The sequence below is a fragment of the Psychrobacillus lasiicapitis genome (genome assembly GCF_006861795.1).
GTDB classification, from domain to species: domain Bacteria; phylum Bacillota; class Bacilli; order Bacillales_A; family Planococcaceae; genus Psychrobacillus; species Psychrobacillus lasiicapitis.
Genome location: NZ_VDGH01000005.1, coordinates 294,679 through 316,585, shown reverse-complemented (window position 1 = coordinate 316,585; position 21,907 = coordinate 294,679). Strand labels below are relative to the sequence as shown.

The 21,907-nt window shown below is 41.6% G+C and carries 19 protein-coding genes, 23 tRNA genes and 3 rRNA genes; 39 read left to right on the top strand and 6 right to left on the bottom strand.

The window, feature by feature from the left end; all coding sequences use genetic code 11:
- The 26 genes from FG382_RS10730 to FG382_RS10605 form a co-directional block, all read left to right on the top strand.
- A 16S ribosomal RNA gene (locus FG382_RS10730) occupies nucleotides 1–546 on the top strand; the annotation flags it as partial.
- A gap of 258 nt (nucleotides 547–804) precedes the next feature.
- Nucleotides 805–3,700, top strand: a 23S ribosomal RNA gene (locus FG382_RS10725).
- Between the two features lie 145 nt (nucleotides 3,701–3,845).
- Nucleotides 3,846–3,961, top strand: a 5S ribosomal RNA gene (rrf, locus tag FG382_RS10720).
- A gap of 39 nt (nucleotides 3,962–4,000) precedes the next feature.
- Nucleotides 4,001–4,076, top strand: a tRNA-Val gene (locus FG382_RS10715).
- 12 nt (nucleotides 4,077–4,088) lie between these two features.
- Nucleotides 4,089–4,164 (top strand) — tRNA-Thr (locus tag FG382_RS10710).
- A 6-nt stretch (nucleotides 4,165–4,170) separates the two neighbouring features.
- Nucleotides 4,171–4,246, top strand: a tRNA-Lys gene (locus FG382_RS10705).
- 17 nt (nucleotides 4,247–4,263) lie between these two features.
- Nucleotides 4,264–4,348 (top strand) — tRNA-Leu (locus FG382_RS10700).
- Nucleotides 4,349–4,365: 17 nt separating this feature from the next.
- A tRNA-Gly gene (locus tag FG382_RS10695) sits at nucleotides 4,366–4,440 on the top strand.
- A 15-nt stretch (nucleotides 4,441–4,455) separates the two neighbouring features.
- Nucleotides 4,456–4,544, top strand: a tRNA-Leu gene (locus tag FG382_RS10690).
- An 18-nt stretch (nucleotides 4,545–4,562) separates the two neighbouring features.
- Nucleotides 4,563–4,639: transfer RNA gene (locus tag FG382_RS10685), tRNA-Arg, on the top strand.
- Between the two features lie 7 nt (nucleotides 4,640–4,646).
- Nucleotides 4,647–4,723: transfer RNA gene (locus tag FG382_RS10680), tRNA-Pro, on the top strand.
- A 12-nt stretch (nucleotides 4,724–4,735) separates the two neighbouring features.
- Nucleotides 4,736–4,811, top strand: a tRNA-Ala gene (locus FG382_RS10675).
- Nucleotides 4,812–4,831: 20 nt separating this feature from the next.
- Nucleotides 4,832–4,905, top strand: a tRNA-Met gene (locus FG382_RS10670).
- A gap of 6 nt (nucleotides 4,906–4,911) precedes the next feature.
- A tRNA-Ile gene (locus tag FG382_RS10665) sits at nucleotides 4,912–4,988 on the top strand.
- Between the two features lie 12 nt (nucleotides 4,989–5,000).
- Nucleotides 5,001–5,093 (top strand) — tRNA-Ser (locus FG382_RS10660).
- Nucleotides 5,094–5,152: 59 nt separating this feature from the next.
- A tRNA-Met gene (locus tag FG382_RS10655) sits at nucleotides 5,153–5,229 on the top strand.
- A 3-nt stretch (nucleotides 5,230–5,232) separates the two neighbouring features.
- Nucleotides 5,233–5,308 (top strand) — tRNA-Asp (locus tag FG382_RS10650).
- Nucleotides 5,309–5,366: 58 nt separating this feature from the next.
- A tRNA-Phe gene (locus tag FG382_RS10645) sits at nucleotides 5,367–5,442 on the top strand.
- Nucleotides 5,443–5,449: 7 nt separating this feature from the next.
- Nucleotides 5,450–5,523, top strand: a tRNA-Gly gene (locus tag FG382_RS10640).
- 5 nt (nucleotides 5,524–5,528) lie between these two features.
- Nucleotides 5,529–5,605 (top strand) — tRNA-Ile (locus FG382_RS10635).
- A gap of 4 nt (nucleotides 5,606–5,609) precedes the next feature.
- Nucleotides 5,610–5,684 (top strand) — tRNA-Asn (locus FG382_RS10630).
- A 6-nt stretch (nucleotides 5,685–5,690) separates the two neighbouring features.
- A tRNA-Ser gene (locus FG382_RS10625) sits at nucleotides 5,691–5,781 on the top strand.
- A 9-nt stretch (nucleotides 5,782–5,790) separates the two neighbouring features.
- Nucleotides 5,791–5,862 (top strand) — tRNA-Glu (locus tag FG382_RS10620).
- A 164-nt stretch (nucleotides 5,863–6,026) separates the two neighbouring features.
- Nucleotides 6,027–6,101 (top strand) — tRNA-Asn (locus FG382_RS10615).
- Between the two features lie 6 nt (nucleotides 6,102–6,107).
- A tRNA-Ser gene (locus tag FG382_RS10610) sits at nucleotides 6,108–6,198 on the top strand.
- 9 nt (nucleotides 6,199–6,207) lie between these two features.
- Nucleotides 6,208–6,279: transfer RNA gene (locus FG382_RS10605), tRNA-Glu, on the top strand.
- 831 nt (nucleotides 6,280–7,110) lie between these two features.
- Here the strand turns inward: FG382_RS10605 and FG382_RS10600 are convergent.
- From FG382_RS10600 to FG382_RS10590, 3 genes are all read right to left on the bottom strand, one after another.
- On the bottom strand, nucleotides 7,111–8,385 hold the full coding sequence (locus tag FG382_RS10600; protein WP_142538875.1) for an ammonium transporter: 1,275 nt from the start codon (nucleotides 8,383–8,385) through the stop codon (nucleotides 7,111–7,113).
- A 13-nt stretch (nucleotides 8,386–8,398) separates the two neighbouring features.
- Nucleotides 8,399–8,740, bottom strand: coding sequence for a P-II family nitrogen regulator (locus FG382_RS10595; RefSeq protein ID WP_142538874.1), 342 nt, complete (start codon nucleotides 8,738–8,740; stop codon nucleotides 8,399–8,401).
- 170 nt (nucleotides 8,741–8,910) lie between these two features.
- Complete coding sequence (locus FG382_RS10590) at nucleotides 8,911–9,822, bottom strand: 1,4-dihydroxy-2-naphthoate polyprenyltransferase (protein WP_142538873.1); 912 nt, start codon at nucleotides 9,820–9,822, stop codon at nucleotides 8,911–8,913.
- Nucleotides 9,823–9,981: 159 nt separating this feature from the next.
- On the opposite strand from FG382_RS10590, the gene FG382_RS10585 reads away from it, so the two are divergent.
- The 5 genes from FG382_RS10585 to FG382_RS10565 all read left to right on the top strand — a co-directional run bounded on the left by FG382_RS10585 (nucleotide 9,982) and on the right by FG382_RS10565 (nucleotide 16,171).
- On the top strand, nucleotides 9,982–11,343 hold the full coding sequence (locus FG382_RS10585; protein ID WP_142538872.1) for an isochorismate synthase: 1,362 nt from the start codon (nucleotides 9,982–9,984) through the stop codon (nucleotides 11,341–11,343).
- Entirely contained in the window at nucleotides 11,336–13,048 is a 1,713-nt protein-coding gene (gene menD, locus FG382_RS10580; RefSeq protein ID WP_142538871.1) for a 2-succinyl-5-enolpyruvyl-6-hydroxy-3-cyclohexene-1-carboxylic-acid synthase, read from the top strand. Before FG382_RS10585 ends, menD begins: the two co-directional genes overlap by 8 nt.
- Nucleotides 13,036–13,863: a 2-succinyl-6-hydroxy-2,4-cyclohexadiene-1-carboxylate synthase gene (menH, locus tag FG382_RS10575; RefSeq protein ID WP_229677403.1), complete on the top strand. Its 828-nt coding sequence runs from the start codon at nucleotides 13,036–13,038 to the stop codon at nucleotides 13,861–13,863. Before menD ends, menH begins: the two co-directional genes overlap by 13 nt.
- A complete protein-coding gene (menB, locus tag FG382_RS10570) occupies nucleotides 13,860–14,678 on the top strand; it encodes a 1,4-dihydroxy-2-naphthoyl-CoA synthase (RefSeq protein WP_142538870.1) in 819 nt (272 codons plus the stop codon). The genes menH and menB overlap by 4 nt, the downstream gene beginning before the upstream one ends.
- 62 nt (nucleotides 14,679–14,740) lie before the next feature.
- Nucleotides 14,741–16,171, top strand: coding sequence for an o-succinylbenzoate--CoA ligase (locus tag FG382_RS10565; protein WP_142538869.1), 1,431 nt, complete (start codon nucleotides 14,741–14,743; stop codon nucleotides 16,169–16,171).
- Nucleotides 16,172–16,195: 24 nt separating this feature from the next.
- Here FG382_RS10565 and FG382_RS10560 read toward each other — a convergent pair whose 3' ends face one another.
- From FG382_RS10560 to FG382_RS23360, 3 genes are all read right to left on the bottom strand, one after another.
- The gene (locus FG382_RS10560) at nucleotides 16,196–17,236 is read right to left on the bottom strand and encodes a metal ABC transporter solute-binding protein, Zn/Mn family (protein WP_142538868.1); all 1,041 of its coding nucleotides are present in this window, start codon (nucleotides 17,234–17,236) and stop codon (nucleotides 16,196–16,198) included.
- 99 nt (nucleotides 17,237–17,335) lie between these two features.
- Complete coding sequence (gene yidD, locus FG382_RS10555) at nucleotides 17,336–17,569, bottom strand: membrane protein insertion efficiency factor YidD (protein WP_142538867.1); 234 nt, start codon at nucleotides 17,567–17,569, stop codon at nucleotides 17,336–17,338.
- A 3-nt stretch (nucleotides 17,570–17,572) separates the two neighbouring features.
- Entirely contained in the window at nucleotides 17,573–17,695 is a 123-nt protein-coding gene (locus tag FG382_RS23360) for a hypothetical protein (protein ID WP_268238270.1), read from the bottom strand.
- A 100-nt stretch (nucleotides 17,696–17,795) separates the two neighbouring features.
- On the opposite strand from FG382_RS23360, the gene FG382_RS10550 reads away from it, so the two are divergent.
- The 8 genes from FG382_RS10550 to FG382_RS10520 all read left to right on the top strand — a co-directional run bounded on the left by FG382_RS10550 (nucleotide 17,796) and on the right by FG382_RS10520 (nucleotide 21,873).
- Nucleotides 17,796–18,254: a Dps family protein gene (locus FG382_RS10550; RefSeq protein ID WP_142538866.1), complete on the top strand. Its 459-nt coding sequence runs from the start codon at nucleotides 17,796–17,798 to the stop codon at nucleotides 18,252–18,254.
- A gap of 57 nt (nucleotides 18,255–18,311) precedes the next feature.
- Nucleotides 18,312–18,491 (top strand): putative motility protein, encoded by a 180-nt coding sequence (locus tag FG382_RS10545; protein WP_142538865.1) that lies wholly within the window; start codon nucleotides 18,312–18,314, stop codon nucleotides 18,489–18,491.
- An 81-nt stretch (nucleotides 18,492–18,572) separates the two neighbouring features.
- Complete coding sequence (locus tag FG382_RS10540) at nucleotides 18,573–18,914, top strand: transposase (RefSeq protein ID WP_142538864.1); 342 nt, start codon at nucleotides 18,573–18,575, stop codon at nucleotides 18,912–18,914.
- Nucleotides 18,898–19,059, top strand: a complete 162-nt coding sequence (locus FG382_RS22635) for a hypothetical protein (protein WP_170206494.1) — start codon at nucleotides 18,898–18,900, stop codon at nucleotides 19,057–19,059. The genes FG382_RS10540 and FG382_RS22635 overlap by 17 nt, the downstream gene beginning before the upstream one ends.
- A gap of 147 nt (nucleotides 19,060–19,206) precedes the next feature.
- Complete coding sequence (locus tag FG382_RS10535; RefSeq protein WP_142538863.1) at nucleotides 19,207–19,857, top strand: CPBP family intramembrane glutamic endopeptidase; 651 nt, start codon at nucleotides 19,207–19,209, stop codon at nucleotides 19,855–19,857.
- A gap of 324 nt (nucleotides 19,858–20,181) precedes the next feature.
- Nucleotides 20,182–20,655, top strand: a complete 474-nt coding sequence (locus tag FG382_RS10530; protein WP_142538862.1) for an NUDIX domain-containing protein — start codon at nucleotides 20,182–20,184, stop codon at nucleotides 20,653–20,655.
- On the top strand, nucleotides 20,633–21,442 hold the full coding sequence (locus FG382_RS10525; protein WP_142538861.1) for an alpha/beta hydrolase family protein: 810 nt from the start codon (nucleotides 20,633–20,635) through the stop codon (nucleotides 21,440–21,442). The genes FG382_RS10530 and FG382_RS10525 overlap by 23 nt, the downstream gene beginning before the upstream one ends.
- A complete protein-coding gene (locus tag FG382_RS10520; protein ID WP_229677402.1) occupies nucleotides 21,424–21,873 on the top strand; it encodes a hypothetical protein in 450 nt (149 codons plus the stop codon). Before FG382_RS10525 ends, FG382_RS10520 begins: the two co-directional genes overlap by 19 nt.
- Nucleotides 21,874–21,907 lie beyond the last annotated feature (34 nt).

Sequence of the window (21,907 nt, the reverse complement as noted above, 5' to 3'; positions counted from 1 at the left end):
CGCTGACCGCTCTAGAGATAGAGTTTTCCCTTCGGGGACAGCGGTGACAGGTGGTGCATGGTTGTCGTCAGCTCGTGTCGTGAGATGTTGGGTTAAGTCCCGCAACGAGCGCAACCCTTGATCTTAGTTGCCAGCATTCAGTTGGGCACTCTAAGGTGACTGCCGGTGATAAACCGGAGGAAGGTGGGGATGACGTCAAATCATCATGCCCCTTATGACCTGGGCTACACACGTGCTACAATGGACGGTACAGAGGGTCGCAACCCCGCGAGGGTGAGCTAATCCCATAAAACCGTTCTCAGTTCGGATTGTAGGCTGCAACTCGCCTACATGAAGCCGGAATCGCTAGTAATCGTGGATCAGCATGCCACGGTGAATACGTTCCCGGGCCTTGTACACACCGCCCGTCACACCACGAGAGTTTGTAACACCCGAAGTCGGTGGGGTAACCCTTACGGGAGCCAGCCGCCGAAGGTGGGACAGATGATTGGGGTGAAGTCGTAACAAGGTAGCCGTATCGGAAGGTGCGGCTGGATCACCTCCTTTCTAAGGATAATTACGGAATACAGATCTTTATCTGTAGCTTAACGTTTTGCAGTTCAGTTTTGAATGTTCATATAATATATGAAATTCAAAGAGGGCCTATAGCTCAGCTGGTTAGAGCGCACGCCTGATAAGCGTGAGGTCGATGNATTCCACACTTGTTCTTTGAAAACTGGATAAAACGACATTGAAACAATTAATACAAGAAATTCAATTTATGATCACTTCGTGATCATGATGTGTAACACTTTTTAACTTTTAGGTTAAGTTAATAAGGGCGCACGGTGAATGCCTTGGCACTAGGAGCCGAAGAAGGACGGCACTAACACCGATATGCTTCGGGGAGCTGTAAGTGAGCTTTGATCCGGAGATTTCCGAATGGGGGAACCCACTGTTCGTAATGGAGCAGTACATTTGCGTGAATACATAGCGCATCTGTGGCATACCCAGGGAACTGAAACATCTAAGTACCTGGAGGAAGAGAAAGAAAAATCGATTCCCTGAGTAGCGGCGAGCGAAACGGGAATAGCCCAAACCAAGAGGCTTGCCTCTTGGGGTTGTAGGACACTCTACATAGAGTTACAAAGGAATGAGCTAGACGAAGCGATCTGGAAAGGTCCGCAGGATAGGGTAAAAGCCCCGTAGTCCAAAGTTCATTCTCTCTTGAGTGTATCCTGAGTACGGCGGAACACGTGAAATTCCGTCGGAATCCGGGAGGACCATCTCCCAAGGCTAAATACTCCCTAGTGACCGATAGTGAACCAGTACCGTGAGGGAAAGGTGAAAAGCACCCCGGAAGGGGAGTGAAATAGACCCTGAAACCGTGTGCCTACAAGTAGTCAGAGCCCGTTAATGGGTGATGGCGTGCCTTTTGTAGAATGAACCGGCGAGTTACGATTACATGCAAGGTTAAGCTGAGAAAGCGGAGCCGCAGCGAAAGCGAGTCTGAATAGGGCGAATGAGTATGTGGTCGTAGACCCGAAACCAGGTGATCTACCCATGTCCAGGATGAAGGTAAGGTAACACTTACTGGAGGTCCGAACCCACGTACGTTGAAAAGTGCGGGGATGAGGTGTGGGTAGCGGAGAAATTCCAATCGAACCTGGAGATAGCTGGTTCTCTCCGAAATAGCTTTAGGGCTAGCCTCAAACGCGAGAATCTTGGAGGTAGAGCACTGTTTGGACTAGGGGCCCATCCCGGGTTACCGAATTCAGACAAACTCCGAATGCCAATGATTTATGTTTGGGAGTCAGACTGCGAGTGATAAGATCCGTAGTCAAGAGGGAAACAGCCCAGACCACCAGCTAAGGTCCCCAAGTATTTGTTAAGTGGAAAAGGATGTGGCGTTGCTTAGACAACCAGGATGTTGGCTTAGAAGCAGCCATCATTTAAAGAGTGCGTAATAGCTCACTGGTCGAGTGACGCTGCGCCGAAAATGTATCGGGGCTAAACAAATCACCGAAGCTGTGGATTGATACCAACGGTATCAATCCACAGCTTCGGTGATTTGTTNATCAGTGGTAGGAGAGCGTTCTAAGGGCGTTGAAGTCAGACCGGAAGGACTGGTGGAGCGCTTAGAAGTGAGAATGCCGGTATGAGTAGCGAAAGATGGGTGAGAATCCCATCCACCGTATGACTAAGGTTTCCTGAGGAAGGCTCGTCCGCTCAGGGTTAGTCGGGACCTAAGCCGAGGCCGATAGGCGTAGGCGATGGACAACAGGTTGATATTCCTGTACCACCAAACCACCGTTTGAGTAATGGGGGGACGCAGGAGGATAGGGTAAGCGTGCTGTTGGTTATGCACGTCCAAGCAGTGAGGCGTGAATGTAGGAAAATCCGCATTCTATAACGTTGAGCTGTGATGGCGAGCTCGTATGAGCGAAGTTCCTGATTTCACACTGCCAAGAAAAGCCTCTAGCGAGGTGATAGGTGCCCGTACCGCAAACCGACACAGGTAGTCGAGGAGAGAATCCTAAGGTGAGCGAGAGAACTCTCGTTAAGGAACTCGGCAAAATGACCCCGTAACTTCGGGAGAAGGGGTGCTCTCTCAGGCTTTCACCCGAAAGAGCACCCCTTCTCCCGAAGTTACGGGGTCATTTTGNGGAAGGTTAAGAGGAGTGCTTAGCGCAAGCGAAGGTGCGAATTGAAGCCCCAGTAAACGGCGGCCGTAACTATAACGGTCCTAAGGTAGCGAAATTCCTTGTCGGGTAAGTTCCGACCCGCACGAAAGGCGTAACGATCTGGGCACTGTCTCAACGAGAGACTCGGTGAAATTATAGTACCTGTGAAGATGCAGGTTACCCGCGACAGGACGGAAAGACCCCGTGGAGCTTTACTATAGCTTGATATTGAATTTTGGTGCAACTTGTACAGGATAGGCAGGAGCCTTAGAGCCCGGAGCGCCAGCTTCGGAGGAGGCGTCGGTGGGATACTGCCCTGGTTGTATTGAAATTCTAACCCATACCCGTAACCCGGGTAGGAGACAGTGTCAGGCGGGTAGTTTGACTGGGGCGGTCGCCTCCTAAAGTGTAACGGAGGCGCCCAAAGGTTCCCTCAGAATGGTTGGAAATCATTCGAAGAGTGTAAAGGCAGAAGGGAGCTTGACTGCGAGACCTACAAGTCGAGCAGGGTCGAAAGACGGGCTTAGTGATCCGGTGGTTCCGCATGGAAGGGCCATCGCTCAACGGATAAAAGCTACCCCGGGGATAACAGGCTTATCTCCCCCAAGAGTCCACATCGACGGGGAGGTTTGGCACCTCGATGTCGGCTCATCGCATCCTGGGGCTGTAGTCGGTCCCAAGGGTTGGGCTGTTCGCCCATTAAAGCGGTACGCGAGCTGGGTTCAGAACGTCGTGAGACAGTTCGGTCCCTATCCGTCGTGGGCGTAGGAAATTTGAGAGGAGCTGTCCTTAGTACGAGAGGACCGGGATGGACACACCGCTGGTGTACCAGTTGTTCTGCCAAGAGCATCGCTGGGTAGCTATGTGTGGACGGGATAAGTGCTGAAAGCATCTAAGCACGAAGCCCCCCTCAAGATGAGATTTCCCATTACGCAAGTAAGTAAGATCCCTCAAAGACGATGAGGTAGATAGGTTCGGGGTGGAAGCGTGGCGACACGTGCAGCTGACGAATACTAATCGATCGAGGACTTAACCAAATGTATTTATTTGTTTTAAAATGTCGTTTATCCAGTTTTGAAAGAATAATTTTTAAAAAAACACTTGAAATTTTCTACAAAGTTGTTATAATAAAACTTGTCTTTCAAATAATTAAGTGAAGTTAGAACATTCTGTGCAAGTAAGTCTAGTGATGAAGGCGAAGAGGTCACACCCGTTCCCATACCGAACACGGAAGTTAAGCTCTTCAGCGCCGATGGTAGTTGGGGGATTCCCCCTGTGAGAGTAGGACGTCGCTGGGCTTGCAATAAATACATAGTGCAACTTGATTTTAATACCCAGGAGGATTAGCTCAGCTGGGAGAGCATCTGCCTTACAAGCAGAGGGTCGGCGGTTCGAGCCCGTCATCCTCCACCATATTTATACTTAGCCGGAGTAGCTCAACTGGTAGAGCAACTGACTTGTAATCAGTAGGTTGAGGGTTCAAGTCCTTTCTCCGGCACCATTGTACGAGCCATTAGCTCAGTTGGTAGAGCATCTGACTTTTAATCAGAGGGTCGTAGGTTCGAATCCTACATGGCTCACCATTTTTAAAAATATGCATGCGGGTGTGGCGGAACTGGCAGACGCACTAGACTTAGGATCTAGCGCCGCAAGGCGTGGGGGTTCGACTCCCTTCACCCGCACCATTTAATTTCATAACCGAGCGGAAGTAGTTCAGTGGTAGAACACCACCTTGCCAAGGTGGGGGTCGCGAGTTCGAACCTCGTCTTCCGCTCCAAAGATTCATCAAAGTGCCGGGGTGGCGGAACTGGCAGACGCACAGGACTTAAAATCCTGCGGTAGGTGACTACCGTACCGGTTCGATTCCGGTCCTCGGCACCACTTTTATGAGAAATATAAGCGCCCGTAGCTCAATTGGATAGAGCGTCTGACTACGGATCAGAAGGTTGTGGGTTCGACTCCTGCCGGGCGCGCCATATATTACGGGAAGTAGCTCAGCTTGGTAGAGCACTTGGTTTGGGACCAAGGGGTCGCAGGTTCGAATCCTGTCTTCCCGACCAGTCTAAAAAAATGGGGCCTTAGCTCAGCTGGGAGAGCGCCTGCCTTGCACGCAGGAGGTCAGCGGTTCGATCCCGCTAGGCTCCACCATTTATTAATGTAAAAATCTTGGCGGTGTAGCTCAGTTGGCTAGAGCACTCGGTTCATACCCGAAAGGTCGTGGGTTCGACTCCCTCTGCCGCTATATTTAGGACCTTTAGCTCAGTTGGTTAGAGCAGACGGCTCATAACCGTCCGGTCGCAGGTTCGAGTCCTGCAAGGTCCACCATCAACATATTTCGGAGGAATACCCAAGTCTGGCTGAAGGGATCGGTCTTGAAAACCGACAGGCGGGTCATACCGCGCGGGGGTTCGAATCCCTCTTCCTCCTCCATTTTAAGGTTATTACATAATTCGAGCGTAGCAAGATTAACTTTTAAAACATACTATTATCGCGGGGTGGAGCAGTTCGGTAGCTCGTCGGGCTCATAACCCGAAGGTCACAGGTTCAAATCCTGTCCCCGCAACCAAATGGTCCCGTGGTGTAGCGGTTAACATGCCTGCCTGTCACGCAGGAGATCGCCGGTTCGATCCCGGTCGGGACCGCCATTTAATTAATTTAAGTTTATTAGTTTGAAATTCAGGACAAGTAAATAAAAATTCAAGAGGCTCAGTAGCTCAGTCGGTAGAGCAAAGGACTGAAAATCCTTGTGTCGGCGGTTCGATTCCGTCCTGAGCCACCATAGTAACGCGGGTGTAGTTTAGTGGTAAAACCTCAGCCTTCCAAGCTGATGATGAGAGTTCGATTCTCTTCACCCGCTCCAATAATGGGCCTATAGCTCAGCTGGTTAGAGCGCACGCCTGATAAGCGTGAGGTCGATGGTTCGAGTCCATTTAGGCCCACCATTATTCCGAAGTAGCTCAGTGGTAGAGCAATCGGCTGTTAACCGATCGGTCGTAGGTTCGAGTCCTACCTTCGGAGCCAACATATGGGGAAGTACTCAAGTGGCTGAAGAGGCGCCCCTGCTAAGGGTGTAGGTCGGGCAACCGGCGCGAGGGTTCAAATCCCTCCTTCTCCGCCATATATGTTTGGCCCCTTGGTCAAGCGGTTAAGACACCGCCCTTTCACGGCGGTAACACGGGTTCGAATCCCGTAGGGGTCATTTTAAAAGCATGTATCCTGTTAGGAAACATGCTTTTTTCAATCCTTTAGAGTTTATCAAAATCCTTTAATTTAGAAGCTTTCTGTAGTTCTGTTAAGCTAGTTAGAATGCACGCCTGAGAGCGTGAGATCTATGTTTTTAGTCCAATTTAAGATTACTATTATTCCGAAGTAGCTCAGTGGTAGAGCAATCGGCTGTTAACCGATCGGTCGTAGGTTCGAGTCCTACCTTCGGAGCCAATATATGGGGAAGTACTCAAGTGGCTGAAGAGGCGCCCCTGCTAAGGGTGTAGGTCGGGCAACCGGCGCGAGGGTTCAAATCCCTCCTTCTCCGCCATATATATATGGCCCCTTGGTCAAGCGGTTAAGACACCGCCCTTTCACGGCGGTAACACGGGTTCGAATCCCGTAGGGGTCATTATAACAAAAGCATGTTTCCATTTAGGAAGCATGCTTTTTTAATTGGTTAGGAAATTATAAAAAGTTTAGGACATATGTATAACTTATTAGTAGCATAAGGAACGGTAATTTATTATTTTAATTGTAATATTGGAGAACTACGCATTAGTTATCGGCGTCTCACTTCAAGTAAATTTTCTATTTTAAGAATTAGTTACTTACATGGGCAGTTTGGTTGCTCTCATACAGATTTAGTTGCTTTGGAAATAGAATTGGTTGCTTTCAATAACTAATTGATCTCCCTTATCCATTAAATGGATAAGGGGGCAGTGAGTGAGATACTTCAATTTATGGGGATACTGTGCGGTCAATATTCGCCAGTCTCCGCTCTGTTACCCAAAAATGTATCAGCTAGATTGGTTTTGTCGTGTTCAAGACCTGTTATGTCTAGTTCAACCATTTACTGGATTTTTGACAGGAAACATATGCTAATAAGAGAATTTATCAGAACAGCTGGACCTAATTAAGTAGCAAGCTCATTTGATTTCGCTATAGGCGGCGAATCCAGTGAAGGCCAACAGGATGTTGGTTTCGAAGGTGTTGCCACAGGATGTGGCGTTCTTAGCCTTCGTTCCTCTGGTGGGCTAATGAGTCTTCACAACCTACGCGGAAGCGGCAGTAAAAGCTCATCGTTCACCCCACGGAAAGCAGCCGTCCTGCAACGGAAATCATCTAATAGAGCTATTTACCGCGCAGTTTCCTTATTCAGTGCGTTATTTCGTTCCTGTGCTAAATTGGAAAGGGCGATAGGGGCTCGCGCTTTTGTGCTGCCTTTAGAAGAAGGAGAAGCCTAATTAGTAGCTTTCCCTAGCTCCGTTAAGCGTTGAGCAAAGCCTTCTGTTTTCGTGCTAATGCCAGGAAATACATCGTTCAGTTCGTATGCTTGTGAACCATGCTCTACAAAATCAAGTCCAGCAATTTCTTCCTCATTTGATACCCGAATGGGGCTAAATGCTTTTACAATAAGCAGGAATCCGGAAACAGTAACAGAAACCCAGACAATAACAGCTAAAATTCCTAATATCTGAACAACTATTAGGCTCGCTCCACCACCTACAAGGAGTCCACTTGAAGTTTCAAATAATCCAACAGCTAACGTTCCCCAAATTCCAGTTATCCCATGAACTGCTATTGCTCCAACAGGATCATCCACTTTCAATATAACATCTAAGAAGCGAACTCCTTCTGTCATAATAATACCTGCAAGTAATCCAATTAAGATAGAACTTATGAGTGAGACGTTAGCAGCTCCAGCCGTAATACTTACTAAACCTGCTAGTGCGCCGTTTAATGTGAGAGAAGCGTCCAATTTTTTAAATCTTAGTTTTGTATAAAAAGCGGTAGATAAAACTCCGGCAGAAGCAGCAAATAAAGTATTTGCAATAATTTGCGGGACAAGAGTAGGGTCGGCAGCTAAGGTGCTTGCTCCATTAAATCCGAACCAGCCAACCCATAAGACGAAAACGCCTAAAGCACCGAGGGGAATACTGTGACCAGGTATAACATTAACTTTACCGTTACTATATTTTCCAAGACGGGGACCTAAAAGTGCTGCTGCTACGAAAGCTCCGATTGCTCCTGTTAAGTGAACGACTGTAGAACCTGCAAAATCAATGAAGCCAAGCTTAGCTAACCATCCGCCTCCCCAAATCCAGTGACCTACAACTGGATAGATAATGCCAGTCATTACTACTACTAAAAGTAAGTAAGAAGATAACTTCATTCGCTCAGCAACTGCACCTGAAATAATGGTTGCACAAGTGGCTGCAAAAACAGATTGGAAAACGAAGAAACCCATATCGTCTCTTCCAAGTAGTGCAAATCCGTCTGTTCCTATTGCACCAAAGAAAGATTCACCAAACATAAAACCAAACCCTACAAGGAAATATAAAACAGCGCCAAGTGATACTGTGAGGAAGTTTTTCATTAAAATATTCAATGTATTTTTAGAACGAGTAAAACCTGTTTCGAGCATTGCAAATCCTGCATGCATAAAAAATACTAAAATGGCACCTAACATTACCCACAACATGTCGATTGAATGTTGAACTATTTCTATTGTCATAAAACCCTCTCCTTTAGTTTACGGCAACTGCACCGCGTTCTTTTGTTCTTATACGGATTGCTTCATCTACAGGTAAAACAAATATTTTTCCATCACCGACTTCGTTGGTAGATGCGTGATTCAAAATGGCTTCTACTAATTTCTCTACTAAATGATCTTCTACGACCATTTCAAGCTTCAATTTTGTATGAAATTCCATTTCATAGTTGTTACCACGAAATAATCCAGTGCGTCCTTCTTGGCGACCGCAACCAGCAATTTCTGTCACGCTTAGCCCGTCAATTCCTTCTAATGCAAGTGCTTGACGAACTTCCGAAAATACATCTGGGCGAATAATTGCTTCGATTTTTTTCATTTAGATCCTCCTAATGTAAGAATATATAACATCATATTATAAAAAATAAAAAATGTAAATGATATTCTGAAAATTATGTTAGTTTATATAACATGAGTAAACCATGCGAGAAAAAAACTCCATAAAAAAACGCAAGAAGAAAATTGTTGCTTTTTCTTCTTGCGCTTTTCTTATAAGAAGTAACCGATTAATAAACCTATCCCTAAAAGGAATACAAAGATTGTATTAGTCAGTGCTGTATCTTTCATAGCAGGCGCTACTTCAAGGGGATTATCCTTTTCTCTGAATAGTTTAATCGCATGCAATGGTTTTTTTATACTTAATATAATGAGCAATGACCATGGTGTAATAATTTGTAGCAAGACTAAGCCTAAAATCCAAAGATAGGATATGATAAAATAAGAAGCCAAAATATTAATAGCGTTTTTTCTACCTACAAGGATCGCCATCGTTTTTCTGCCGCCTTTTGTATCTTCCTCAAGATCACGGATATTATTAGAAAGCATAATCGCAGCTACAAGTAGTGCACTTGGAATAGAAAGCAAGATGGCAAAATTAGGGACAGAACCAACTTGGATGAAAGTCGCAATTAAAACAATAAGCATACCCATTACTACACCACTAAAAAATTCTCCAAATGGTGTGTAGGCGATAGGATAAGGTCCACCAGTATACAGATAGCCTATTAGCATACAGGCAGCGCCAACAACAAGTAACATCCAAGAGGATTTATAGCAAATGTAGATACCTAGTAATCCAGCAAGTCCATATAATAGCAATGCTAACTGCATTACTGTTTTCGGTTTAACACCATTTCGAACGATCGCTCCACCTATACCCACGGATTCTTCACTATCAAGTCCGCGAGCAAAATCATAGTACTCATTGAACATATTAGTAGCCGCTTGTATAAAAAGACAAGCAACTAACATTGCCAAAAATAATAGCCAGTTAATATTTGTGTAATAGAGTGCGATCATCGTACCCAGAAATACTGGAGCAAATGATGCGGTTAATGTATGGGGTCTTGTTAATTTCCACCAGACACGCCAACCTTTGTCGGCTTGTAGTTCATGTGACATAAAATTTTCTCTCCTTTTAAACAATCCATTATCAATATTAGCATATATTCGTTGCTAAATGTGTGCCGAAAAGTGTAGAAAGTTGTATGATAAAGGGTAGAGAAATAAAAAAGAATACATCATGATTAACACCAAGATATTAATACGGAGGTAATTTTAATGCCGAAAACCACCGGTCAAAAGCAAACAACATTACGTTTTTATACAGAAACAATAGAAGTATCGAGATTATCAGCTCATGCTTTTTTTGAAGCGGGGGATGAAAAATATAAAGGTCAACGATTTTTTTGGCAAAACAAAGAAAAAACTTTGACGCTTGTTGGCTTAGGTCATGCTCATACCATATCGAATAACTTAGCAGATAATCGATATGCTGATATTAATTCCAAATGGAAAGAGCTATGCAATGCTTCAGTTAAAGAACAAGTAGATGTTTCGCCAATATTATTTGGTGGATTTGCATTTGATCCTAAAAACACCATTACATCTGAATGGGACAATTTTCCTTCAGCATTCTTTGTAGTGGCAACATTTCAATTAGTAATTCAACAAGATCGAACATTTGTGAGCATTCATTATATAACAAACGAGGAAGAGAGCGCGGATATATTTGAACGATTACGGGTGGAAAGAGATGCGCTTATACACACTGCTCAAGTAAAAGAGCTTCAAACTCATTCCAAACCAGCATTAGTAAAACGCGAAGATCGATTAAAAGAGCAGTACTTACATGCGGTGGAAGATGTAACGAAAAGGATTCGTGAGGATGAAGTGAATAAAGTAGTAATTGCTCGTTCTCTTAAGTTGATGTTTGATCAGGATTTCTCTCCAGCAACAGCAATTTATCATGCTGCCATGGAACAACCGGAAAGTTATTTATTTGGTTTAGAAAACGGGGATCAAATGTTTTTTGGAGCAACTCCAGAACGGCTAGTGAAAGTAGAAAACTCCAAAGCGCAGTCTGCGGGACTTGCAGGTTCTGTTAAACGTGGTAAAAATTCAGTGGAAGATAAAGCATTAGGAGAAGCGCTTCTGGCGGATCCTAAAAACTTAGGGGAACACAAATACGTGGTAGATATGATTCGGAAAGTATTTGCGCAGTATTGTAAAGAACTGAAAGTACCGGCAAGACCGAAGCTTATGAAAATTAGAGATATCCAACATTTATATACACCAATAGAGGGGCATTTGAAAAAGGATTCCTCTTTATTTGCATTAGTACAAGCATTACATCCAACACCAGCCTTAGGCGGCGAACCGCGTCAAGAAGCGATTAGCATAATTCGTGAATCCGAACAAATGAATCGTGGCTATTATGCAGCTCCAATTGGTTGGATCAATACAGAAGGGGATGGCGAGTTTGCGGTAGGTATCCGTTCTGCATTAATCGAAAATGAATATGCTTATTTATATGCAGGCGGCGGAATTGTAGCAGAATCCTCTTCTATGGAAGAATTTGAAGAAACACGTGTGAAATTTAGACCAATGCTGCGCACGCTTGGAGGAAATATGAATGACTAACATCGAGTATTTAACATCCTATGTAAATCAATTTGTTGAAACAATTAAGCAAGCTGGTGTTAAACATATTGTAATGTGTCCCGGTTCCAGATCAACACCTCTTGCTTATGGCTTCGCGAAAAGCGATGGTTTTGCATTTTATCGCCAGACAGATGAACGTTCGGCTGGCTACTTTGCATTAGGTATTGCTAAAGCAACAAAGGAACCCGTTGTGCTTCTTTGTACTTCTGGAACAGCTGCAGCGAATTTCTTTCCAGCAATTGTGGAAGCTTTTTACGCGCGTGTTCCGTTACTTGTGGTGACGGCAGATCGTCCACATGAATTACGGGAAGTCGGAGCGCCGCAAGCAATTGATCAAATACATCTGTTTGGGAAGCATGTCAAATGGTCTGTTGACTTTCCGCTTCCAGAAGTGGATACAGCAGGTTTGGCCTTTATGGAGCGTCATATTCATCGTGCAGTGTCCACGTCGAAGTCTGCACCAATGGGCCCGGTCCATATAAATGTACCTTTTAGAGAGCCCCTCTTGTTAAATATGGAGCAGTCATTACCAATAACGGAGATGGAAGTATCAGAAGTAGGAAAGCTTGTCCCAAGTAATGATTTTACGGAATGGTACTTAGATTTACTGATGCGTGAAGATAAGGGATTAATTATTGTTGGGGATTCCATACATTCGACGGAAGGCTTTTGGGAATTTGCAAGAACAGTTCAGTGGCCAGTAATAGTCGATCCACTTTCTAACTTACGAACATCGGTACCAGATGATTGTATGGAACTATGTATTGATCAGTATGATGCACTCTTGAAAAACGAGGCATTTAAACAAACTGCTATTCCGAATGTTGTTATTCGTTTTGGGGCGCAGCCTGTTTCGAAGCCACTCACCTTATTTTTGAAGGCATGCAAGCCAAAAGTATTTATAGTAGTAGATGACAGTCCACTTTTCCGTGATTCTATTCATGCGGTAACGCATCATGTACAAGTAGAGACAAATACATTATGGATTCCGATTGAAGAAAAGCAAGCCTCTAGTTATTTACACAATTGGTCCAAAGCGAATGGTATCGCGACAAAACATATACAAGCGTATATAGCGAACGAGGAAGATGAAGGTGCATTGGCGGGAATATTGTTTGAAGCACTTCCTGATGGGGTAGATTTGTTTGCTAGCAGTAGTATGCCGATTCGTGATGTAGATACTTTTTTCAATAAAACGAAGAAAGATATTCAAATATATGCAAATAGAGGGACGAACGGAATTGATGGAGTAGTATCAACAGCATTAGGCGTTCAAGCTGCGACCAATCGACATGGATATTTGCTTATCGGAGATCTTGCTTTTTTACATGATGTGAATGGGCTAATTGTGAGTAGATTCCATCAAACAAATTGTACAATTGTTATTATGAACAATGATGGAGGAGGTATCTTCTCTTATTTATCGCAGTCAACCGAAACACATTATTTTGAGCAATTATTCGGAACACCTACTGGTTTAGAATTTTCACATATTGCAGCTATGTATGATGCCCAGTATGATGCTGTACACACGAAGGAAGCATTCCAACAAGCATTGATGCAGCCTAAGACGACAGATATCCGTATTATAGAAGTATTTACGAATCGACAAGTCAATACAGAAACGCATCAAAAATTATGGGTTGGTATTTCGGAGGAGTTAGATTCTAGTTGGAAAGTATAAATAGGACGGTTCGTTCGATCAATATGCATATCAAGCGATATAATATCGGAGCTACTGAAAAAGTTGTCTGCTTACATGGCTTTACAGGTTCTAGTAGTACTTGGGAGGAAGTAATTAGCTATCTTCCTTCTTCAGTGGAAATATTGGCAATTGATCTAATCGGACATGGACTGACGGAAAAGCCAGTCGATGCCACCCGTTATGATGTAGAGGAGCAGATAGAAGACCTTCATGCGATATTTCAACAATTGGAGTGGGCTCACTTTACGCTTGTCGGATACTCCATGGGAGGACGCTTAGCGTTAGCATACACGGCTAAATACCCTGTTGATAGATTAATACTAGAGAGTAGCTCTCCAGGCCTCGCAGACGATGAGGAAAGACAGAAAAGAAAGTTGTCGGATGAGTTGCTTGCAGAACGTATTAGGAAAGAAGGAGTTATTTCTTTCGTTGATTTTTGGGAGAATATATCTTTATTCCAAACACAAAAAAAGTTGTCTCCTGAAAAGCAAACAGTTATTCGTAAGGAAAGACTTGCTCAGTCAGCAGTTGGACTTAGCAATAGCTTGAAAGGATTTAGTACAGGAGTGCAACCTTCTTATTGGACAATACTAAAGGATATAACAATCCCAGTATTATTAGTGGTTGGAGAGCTTGATTTAAAGTTTTGTGCAATTGCTAGACGAATGCAACAGGAGTTGCCAAACTCGCATTTAGAAGTCATAGAAGATACTGGACATGCAATTCATGTGGAAAAACCGAAAATCTTTGCTACAATAATAAAGAAAGTTATTTTAGAGGAGGAAGAAAGATGACTCGTGAATGGACAACGCTACATACATATGAAGACATTAAGTATGAGTACTACAACGGTATTGCGAAAGTAACCATTAACCGTCCAGAAGTGCGAAATGCATTTCGTCCGAAAACGGTAATGGAAATGATTGATGCATTTTCACGCGCACGCGATGATAAAAATGTTGGTGTCATTATCTTAACAGGTGAAGGTGAGCATGCTTTCTGTTCAGGTGGAGACCAAAAAGTACGTGGACATGGTGGATACGTTGGAGAAGACGAAATTCCTCGTTTAAACGTACTAGACTTACAACGTTTAATCCGTGTTATTCCAAAGCCAGTTGTTGCAATGGTAGCTGGTTATGCAATCGGTGGAGGTCATGTATTACATGTTGTATGTGACTTAACAATTGCTGCTGACAATGCTCGCTTTGGACAAACAGGTCCAAAAGTGGGATCATTTGATGCAGGTTATGGTTCAGGTTATCTTGCTCGTATTATTGGACATAAGAAGGCACGTGAAATTTGGTACCTATGCCGCCAATACGATGCTCAACAAGCACTTGATATGGGATTAGTTAACACAGTTGTTCCTTATGAACAATTAGAAGACGAGACTGTACAATGGTGTGAAGAAATGCTAGAAATGAGTCCGACTGCTCTTCGCTTCTTAAAAGCAGCGATGAATGCAGATACAGACGGATTGGCAGGTCTTCAACAAATGGCAGGAGATGCAACTCTTCTTTACTACACTACAGATGAAGCTAAAGAAGGTCGCGATGCATTTAAAGAAAAACGTAAGCCTGATTTTGGTCAATTCCCACGTTTTCCGTGATTGCCTAAACAGTATGAGCTGCCCTTATTTGGGGCAGCTTTTTCTAAAGGAGATTAATATATATGTATCCGAATTTATTGATGAAAAGAGCAAGCTTAACACCGAATCGTGTTGCTTTACGATTTAATGACCAGGAGTGGACATTTGCACAACTGTTAGGGAAAGCAACTAAATACGCAGAAAAGCTTCATACAAAAGGTATCACACGCGGTATGAGAGTAGCTATATTAGCGTCTTCTGATGTAAGGTTAGTAGTTGTTTTACATGGATGTATGCAAATTGGTTGCGAGCTTGTTATGTTAAATGAACGTTTATCAGAAGAAGAGTTGAACTATCAACTAGCAGATAGTGCACCGGATCTTTTATTGGTTGATGATCATGCAAAAAGAACTTTATCTTTTGCAAATAAATGGTCTTTCGATGATGTTGAAGGCGCTGAGCAAACCGCTTTTGAAGTAGAGAAGGAGTGGCCAAAAGAACGTACGATAACAATTATGTATACTTCCGGTACGACTGGAAGACCTAAAGGGGTGCGACAATCGCTTGAAAACCATTTAATGAATGCGACTGGATCAGCCCTTAATCTAGGTGTCCAACCAAACGACTGTTGGTTATGCACTATGCCATTATTTCATATTAGTGGCTTTTCGATATTAATGCGTTCAGTAATATACGGAATGACGGTCAGTCTTCATACGAAATTTGACGCTTTGGCGGCAGTAGAAGAGATTCTATCTGGTACTGTTACAAGAATGTCTGTTGTGGCGGTTACATTAGAAAGAATGCTAACTGTATTAGAAGAGCGTGAACTTTCTTTTCCAGATACGTTCCGATCGATGCTTGTCGGCGGTGGGCCAGTGCCTCTACATTATTTAGAGAGAGCAATCGAACGAAATATTCCTGTGCTACAAACATATGGCATGACAGAAACTGCATCTCAGACGACAACCTTAGCAAGTGAGGATGCCATTATCAAATTAGGCTCTGCCGGTAAACCACTTTTCTTTGCGAATGTACGTATTGATGGTGTAGAAAAAATCGGAGAGATTTGTATAAAAGGACCACATGTAACACAAGGCTATGTTGGAGCAGCGGAACAAAAAAATCCTTTAGTAGATGGTTGGTTGCATACCGGTGATTTAGGATATTTGGATGAAGAAGGTTATTTATTTGTCGTTGATCGGCGTTCGGATTTAATCATTTCTGGGGGAGAAAATATATATCCTGCAGAAATAGAACAAGCTTTGGCTAAACATCCTGCAGTTAAAGAAGCTGGGGTGGCTGGAAGGCAGGATGACAAATGGGGGCAAGTACCTGTCGCATTTGTTGTATTAAAAGAGGAAACTACTGAAGAAAGCTTAAGAGCGTTTATGAAAAAGCAGCTAGCTTCCTACAAGCAGCCAGTGGACTACTATTTTGTAGATCAATTGCCTCGTAATGCATCGAATAAGTTGCTACGTAGAGAATTTTTCAATCATATAAAAAACACTTAGAAAATAAATTCTAAGTGTTTTTTATTATTTTAATACCGTTCGCAATGCGTCTAAATTTCTTTGCATAAGTGTGAAGTAGGTTTCGTTATTCGCAACATCTTCTTTTGATAAAACACCTAAATTGTGTAAAACTAAGCTTTCTGCACCAACTTCTTGTTGAATGACTTCTGTCAGCTTAGAAGAGACGTTTTGTTCAAACAAAATATACTTAATATTTTTTTCATTTGCTAAATCGATTAACTTTGTCAATTCTTTTTGCGATGGCTCATCTTGTGAGTTTAACCCAGCTACTGCAATTTGCTCCAAACCATATGTGTTAGCAATATATCCGAATGCAGCATGAGAAACGAAAAATGTTTTGTTCGGTACTTCATGTGCCATTTCTTCAAAATCATGATCTAGTTCTTGTAGTTCTTGGATTAATTGTTCGTAATTTTTTTCGAACGTTTCTTTTTCTTTTGGAGCAGCTTCTACAAGTGAGTTCTTAATAGATAGAGCTAGATTTTGACTAATTTTCGGTGAAATCCATACATGTGGGTCTGTATCTCCGTGGTCATGACCTTCGTGACCTTCTTCCGTAGCTTCTTCATGCTCATGGTCATGTGCTTCTTCCGTAGCTTCTTCATGCTCATGATCGTGTACTTCTTCTGTAGCTTCCTCATGTTCGTGATCGTGATCACTAGCATTTAGTTGATCTTCAGGAACAGCATCAATTGTTGCAATCATTTTCACATGCTCGTCCGCTAATGTTTTTTTGGCATTATCGACAAAACCTTCTAAACCTAAACCTATGTAGAAAAATAAATCTGCATCAGCAAGTGCTATCATATCTTTTTGAGTAGGCTCAAATGTATGCTCATTAGCTCCAGCTGGATAAATAGATTGAACATTAACTGTTTCTCCACCAATTCTTTGAGTAAAATATTGAAGCGGATAGACAGTTGTGTACACTTGTAAGGTATCGTCTTTTTCTTGCGTTGTTTCTGTTTGACTCGTTTCATTTCCACAAGCTGCCGTGAATAAAACAAGCAGGAATACTAAAAATAATAGAAGACCTTTTTTCATATTTCCACTCCTAAATAGTAATCGTTACGTTTTAAAAAGATTTAACTTTTACATCATACAAGACTAATCAAAAAAAAGCAAGAAAAAATAGCCTTTGAATTATTTTTTCTTCAAAGGCCATTCGTCTGGAACCGGATCAATGCCACCTTCGTGAAAAGGATGACATTTGGATATTCTTCTAATGGTTAAGTAACCACCTTTAATCGCTCCATGTTTTTGTACTGCTTCTACACCATAGTGTGAGCAAGTGGGATAGAATCTACAACTTGGTGGTGTTAAAGGAGAGATAAATTTTTGATAAAAGCGGAAAATAGCGATAATAATTTGCTTCATATATTATTTGACATCCTTTGGTTTTGGGTCAATAGTAGAAGGTTTTTCATTCATCGCTAATTTATATACAAATGCAAATCCAATTATACTAAGAAGAATTGCCGCACCTAAAATCCAGAATACCATTTAATTCACTCCATATATATTGTATTTAAGTTTATTGTAAGTAATAAAGAGGTATATTAAAAGAGAAAGCAACTATTATTTCAAGGAGAGTGGCAAATTTATGTCAGAAGCATTAAAAAAAGAACTAAACAAGCAAGTAGCGAATTGGTCGGTACTATATACAAAGTTACATAATTTTCACTGGTATGTGAAGGGACCATCTTTCTTTACATTACACGCTAAATTTGAAGAACTATATAACGAAGCAACCTTAAATATGGATGAAATTGCTGAGCGTTTATTAACTTTAGGTGAGGCACCAGTTGCAACGTTAAAAGAGCATTTAGAGCTTTCCGATATTAAAGAAGCAAAGAACAAAGAAAGCGCAGATGAAATGGTACAAGCTGTTGTAGAAGATTTTGATAAGATTATGAAATCACTCAAAAAAGGAATGGATGAAGCAGCAAAAGAAGAAGATGATATGACAGAGGATATGTTGAACGCTATTTATCAAAAAACGGAAAAACATCAATGGATGTTGAATGCGTTTTTAGGGGATACAAACGAAACTAAGAAATAAAACCTATGTAAAGTATTTAGCTGTTTGTCGATAATAAGGATATAAGGAGGGGTTTTCATGGATTTAAACTCCATCATGTCTTCGCAACTTATACAACTACAGCAAACGGTTCAAATGAGCGTTTTACAAAATGCCATGAATATGGATACCGTAGCTGCAGTTCAAATGCTGCAAGATATGCCTGAAACTGCTGCTCCTCATCCTTTTAAAGGAACAGTATTAGATATTCAAGCGTAAGAAAAGAAAAGCATGTACCTATTATTTTAGGTGCATGTTTTTTTATTTTGCCCACATACTATTTGAAAAGGATGTGTGTAAATGACTTTAAGTAAAGTATATATATCGGTCAAAAACCAACAATTATATATGTACCCCGACGAATCCCCATGGGAATTTGAAATTACGGTGAACCGTGAAATTATTCCTGTTTTTCGAATGCTTTTCAATCAATTAGATAGTGTAGAGATCAGCAATTTTTGGCGAGCGCATATACCGATAAAGAAGTATCATTTCGATAAAGAAAATGATCAATACGATAGAAGAATGAAAAAGCTATATGCGCTCATTCATGAATTTGGAGATGAAGAATCTAAACAGTTTGTCGAACAGCTACCCTATTTTACCCCAAGAAGGAGAGAGACCGTTGAGCAAAAATATTAACCGAAAAGGTAACGAAAATCCTGCCACTTATCGTAATGTAAGTTCTCTGTTAAACCAAAATCCCCAAATTAAAGCAAAACAAAATATCGCTCAAAATCGAGAAGAGGGAAATGAGCATTATAAACGGGATGAACAGAAAGAGTAGTCGAAGGAAAGACTTAGCAGCGCTGCTAAGTCTTTTTTCTTACATATGGTAAAATGAAAAGAAAAATACAGGCATCTTTATAAGTGGAATCCTGTTAAGTTTCTAGACATGGAAATAAGTTGAAGCTTGTAATTCTGAGGAGGAAGCATGATTAAACAAGGTTTATTACTCATAATGCCAACTGCCTTTATCTATATTGGCCTTTCTATACTCCAAAATATCCTTATTACTTTTCTTTTATTTTACAGTTGGTTATTATTTATACCGCTTTTTGTTGCTTCCTGGAAAAGAACAGATAGTTCGTCTTTACAGCTTGTTTTCTCGAAAAAAAATATATTGGTAGGAATTATAAGTGGATTGATTTGTTTAATATCCATTTATGGCTTCGTCTTTTTTTTCCAATCTTTTGTTATCGATATTAAACAATTACAGCAGTTATTAGAAAGATGGGATTTTAGCGGGACGAAGGTAATTATACTTGTATTAGTATTAGCGTTGATTAACCCTATATTAGAAGAACTTTATTGGAGAGAATTCATGTATGGAAGAATATCTATAAAATTAGGAGATGTTTCAGCGATTGTGATTACGGCTATATTTTATAGTATGTATCATCTGATTGTCGTACAGGAAATATTTAGTTTTCCATTTAATGTGTTGGCAGTAATACCTGTATTTTTGGCAGGGATCATGTGGGGAATATTTCGTATTAAGCTAGGTTCGATTACAGCGCCTATTATTAGTCATTGTTTAGCGGATATTGGGATTATGCTTGTATACTGGAATATTATTCTTTAGATTTCTTCTATGATAAAGTGAAACTTCAATCAGTGGGGGTTTTTCGACGCGCAGGACGTGCTAGTGGGGACGTTGCGACATGGACGTCGGGTTTTTAGTCCCCCTTCATCCCCCACTGATTGTTAGTTGTGTCCCACACGACGTGGGTCACACAGACGTTGCAACACGAGGTTGTGCACTTAGTCTGGGATCATTTAAACGGGCTTTTACGGGCAGTTGATCTCCCGCTTATCTTTTCACTTTTCTTAAATCTTGAAGTGGGAGTCTTACTGCCCGTGAATGCGGGATAAACTTTTGAATAGTAAACAAAAAGAGGGATAAAGAATGATTAATTTTCAAGATTTAAATGGTATACAAGTGGAACTTTCCTTTGAAAAAGGGCTACTTCAGACTAAGCCGATGCATGTATTAGTATTAGCAAAATATAAAGGAAAGTGGCTATTAACGAAACATCCAAAGCGAGGTATTGAGTTTCCTGGCGGTAAAGTGGAGGAAAATGAAACATTAGAGACAGCGGCGATACGGGAAGTATTAGAGGAAACTAATGTGGAAATTGACAATCTTGAATGGTTTGCCGAATATATGGTGCATGAGATAAACCCCTTCTGTAAGGCGGTATTTTTAGCAAACATAAGGTATATTCATGAAGAGAGGGCCAATTATGAAACGGATGGCGCATTGTGGTTGACGATGGATGAACTCTCCAACTGCGAAAATTTGAGCTTTCATATGCAAGATCAGGGTATGCAAGCAATGTTAGAGAAGGTGAATATGTATGAAGGAAAATGGAACGATTGAAAAAATGCGAAAATATCCTTCCCCAAATCCACATATTAATTTAACTGAAATTACATATTGGTCTTGTGGATTGCGAGTGAAAGGAATGCTCGCTTCCCCCAAACAAGAAGGAAGGTATGATGGGATATTGTATTTGAGGGGTGGCATGCAAAGTATTGGTATGGTAAGACCTGCCCGTATTGCCCAGATAGCTTCAGAGGGGTTTACCGTTTTTGCACCATACTATCGCGGAAATCGTGGTGGAGAGGGAAGGGACGAGTTTGCAGGTGAAGATCGATTGGATGCCGTTTATGCAGTGGATGTATTAAAGCAATTTTGCATTTCGTCTAGAATTCATATCTTCGCTTTCTCCCGAGGTGGTATTATGGCTTTATGGACCGCCATTATACGAAGTGATATAACTTCGATTGTCACATGGGCAGGAGTATCCGATATTTATCTAACTTACGAGGAACGTTTGGATATGCGAAGAATGATGAAAAGGGTAATAGGTGGTACTCCAACAAATAAGACAGAAGCTTATGAGGAGCGCGACGCCTTATTTAAAATAGCTGAAATACAAGCTTCTACACTGATCATTCATGGGAAAATGGATATTAATGTTTCGCCACAGCATGCGGAAATGTTAGAAAAAGAACTTATTGGGAATAACAAAATAGTAGAAACATGGTACTATCCTGAATTCACCCACTACTTTCCGAGCAAAGTAAATCGTCAAGTGGTGAAAGACGCATGCGCATGGATGAAAAAACAGAGAGGAGTTAGAAATTGGGAAATGTCATTGTAAACACCGAATCAATGAGTATAGAAGGTAAGTCATCATTTGCACTGGATACAAGTTTTTGGGAGGATCTTTGGGATAACTATACGACTACTTTTCATGATGTAGTGATTCACTGCTGGAAAGAAGAAGAGGAAATAATCGAAGAATTAAGACCGAAAGCGATTTCTATCTTAAATGAAGGACTCGTCAAGGTTATGACAGTTAACTTAAATGAGGAGAATCATACCTATTTTAGAAATAACTCGATCGATCCAAAAGGTGGGTTAAAATGGTTTATGATGTTCTTCAATAAAGACGGTGACGAACGATTAGAAATAGGTCATTACGGATCAGAAGTTATTTTATATAAAGTAGATGAGGTAAATGCAGAAAAGTTCGTTTCCTTATTCAATTCATCGGCTACCACCCACTTTTATGATGAAAATGCAGATTAATAACAAAAGCGCAAGAGCCTATGTCTGCCCCGAC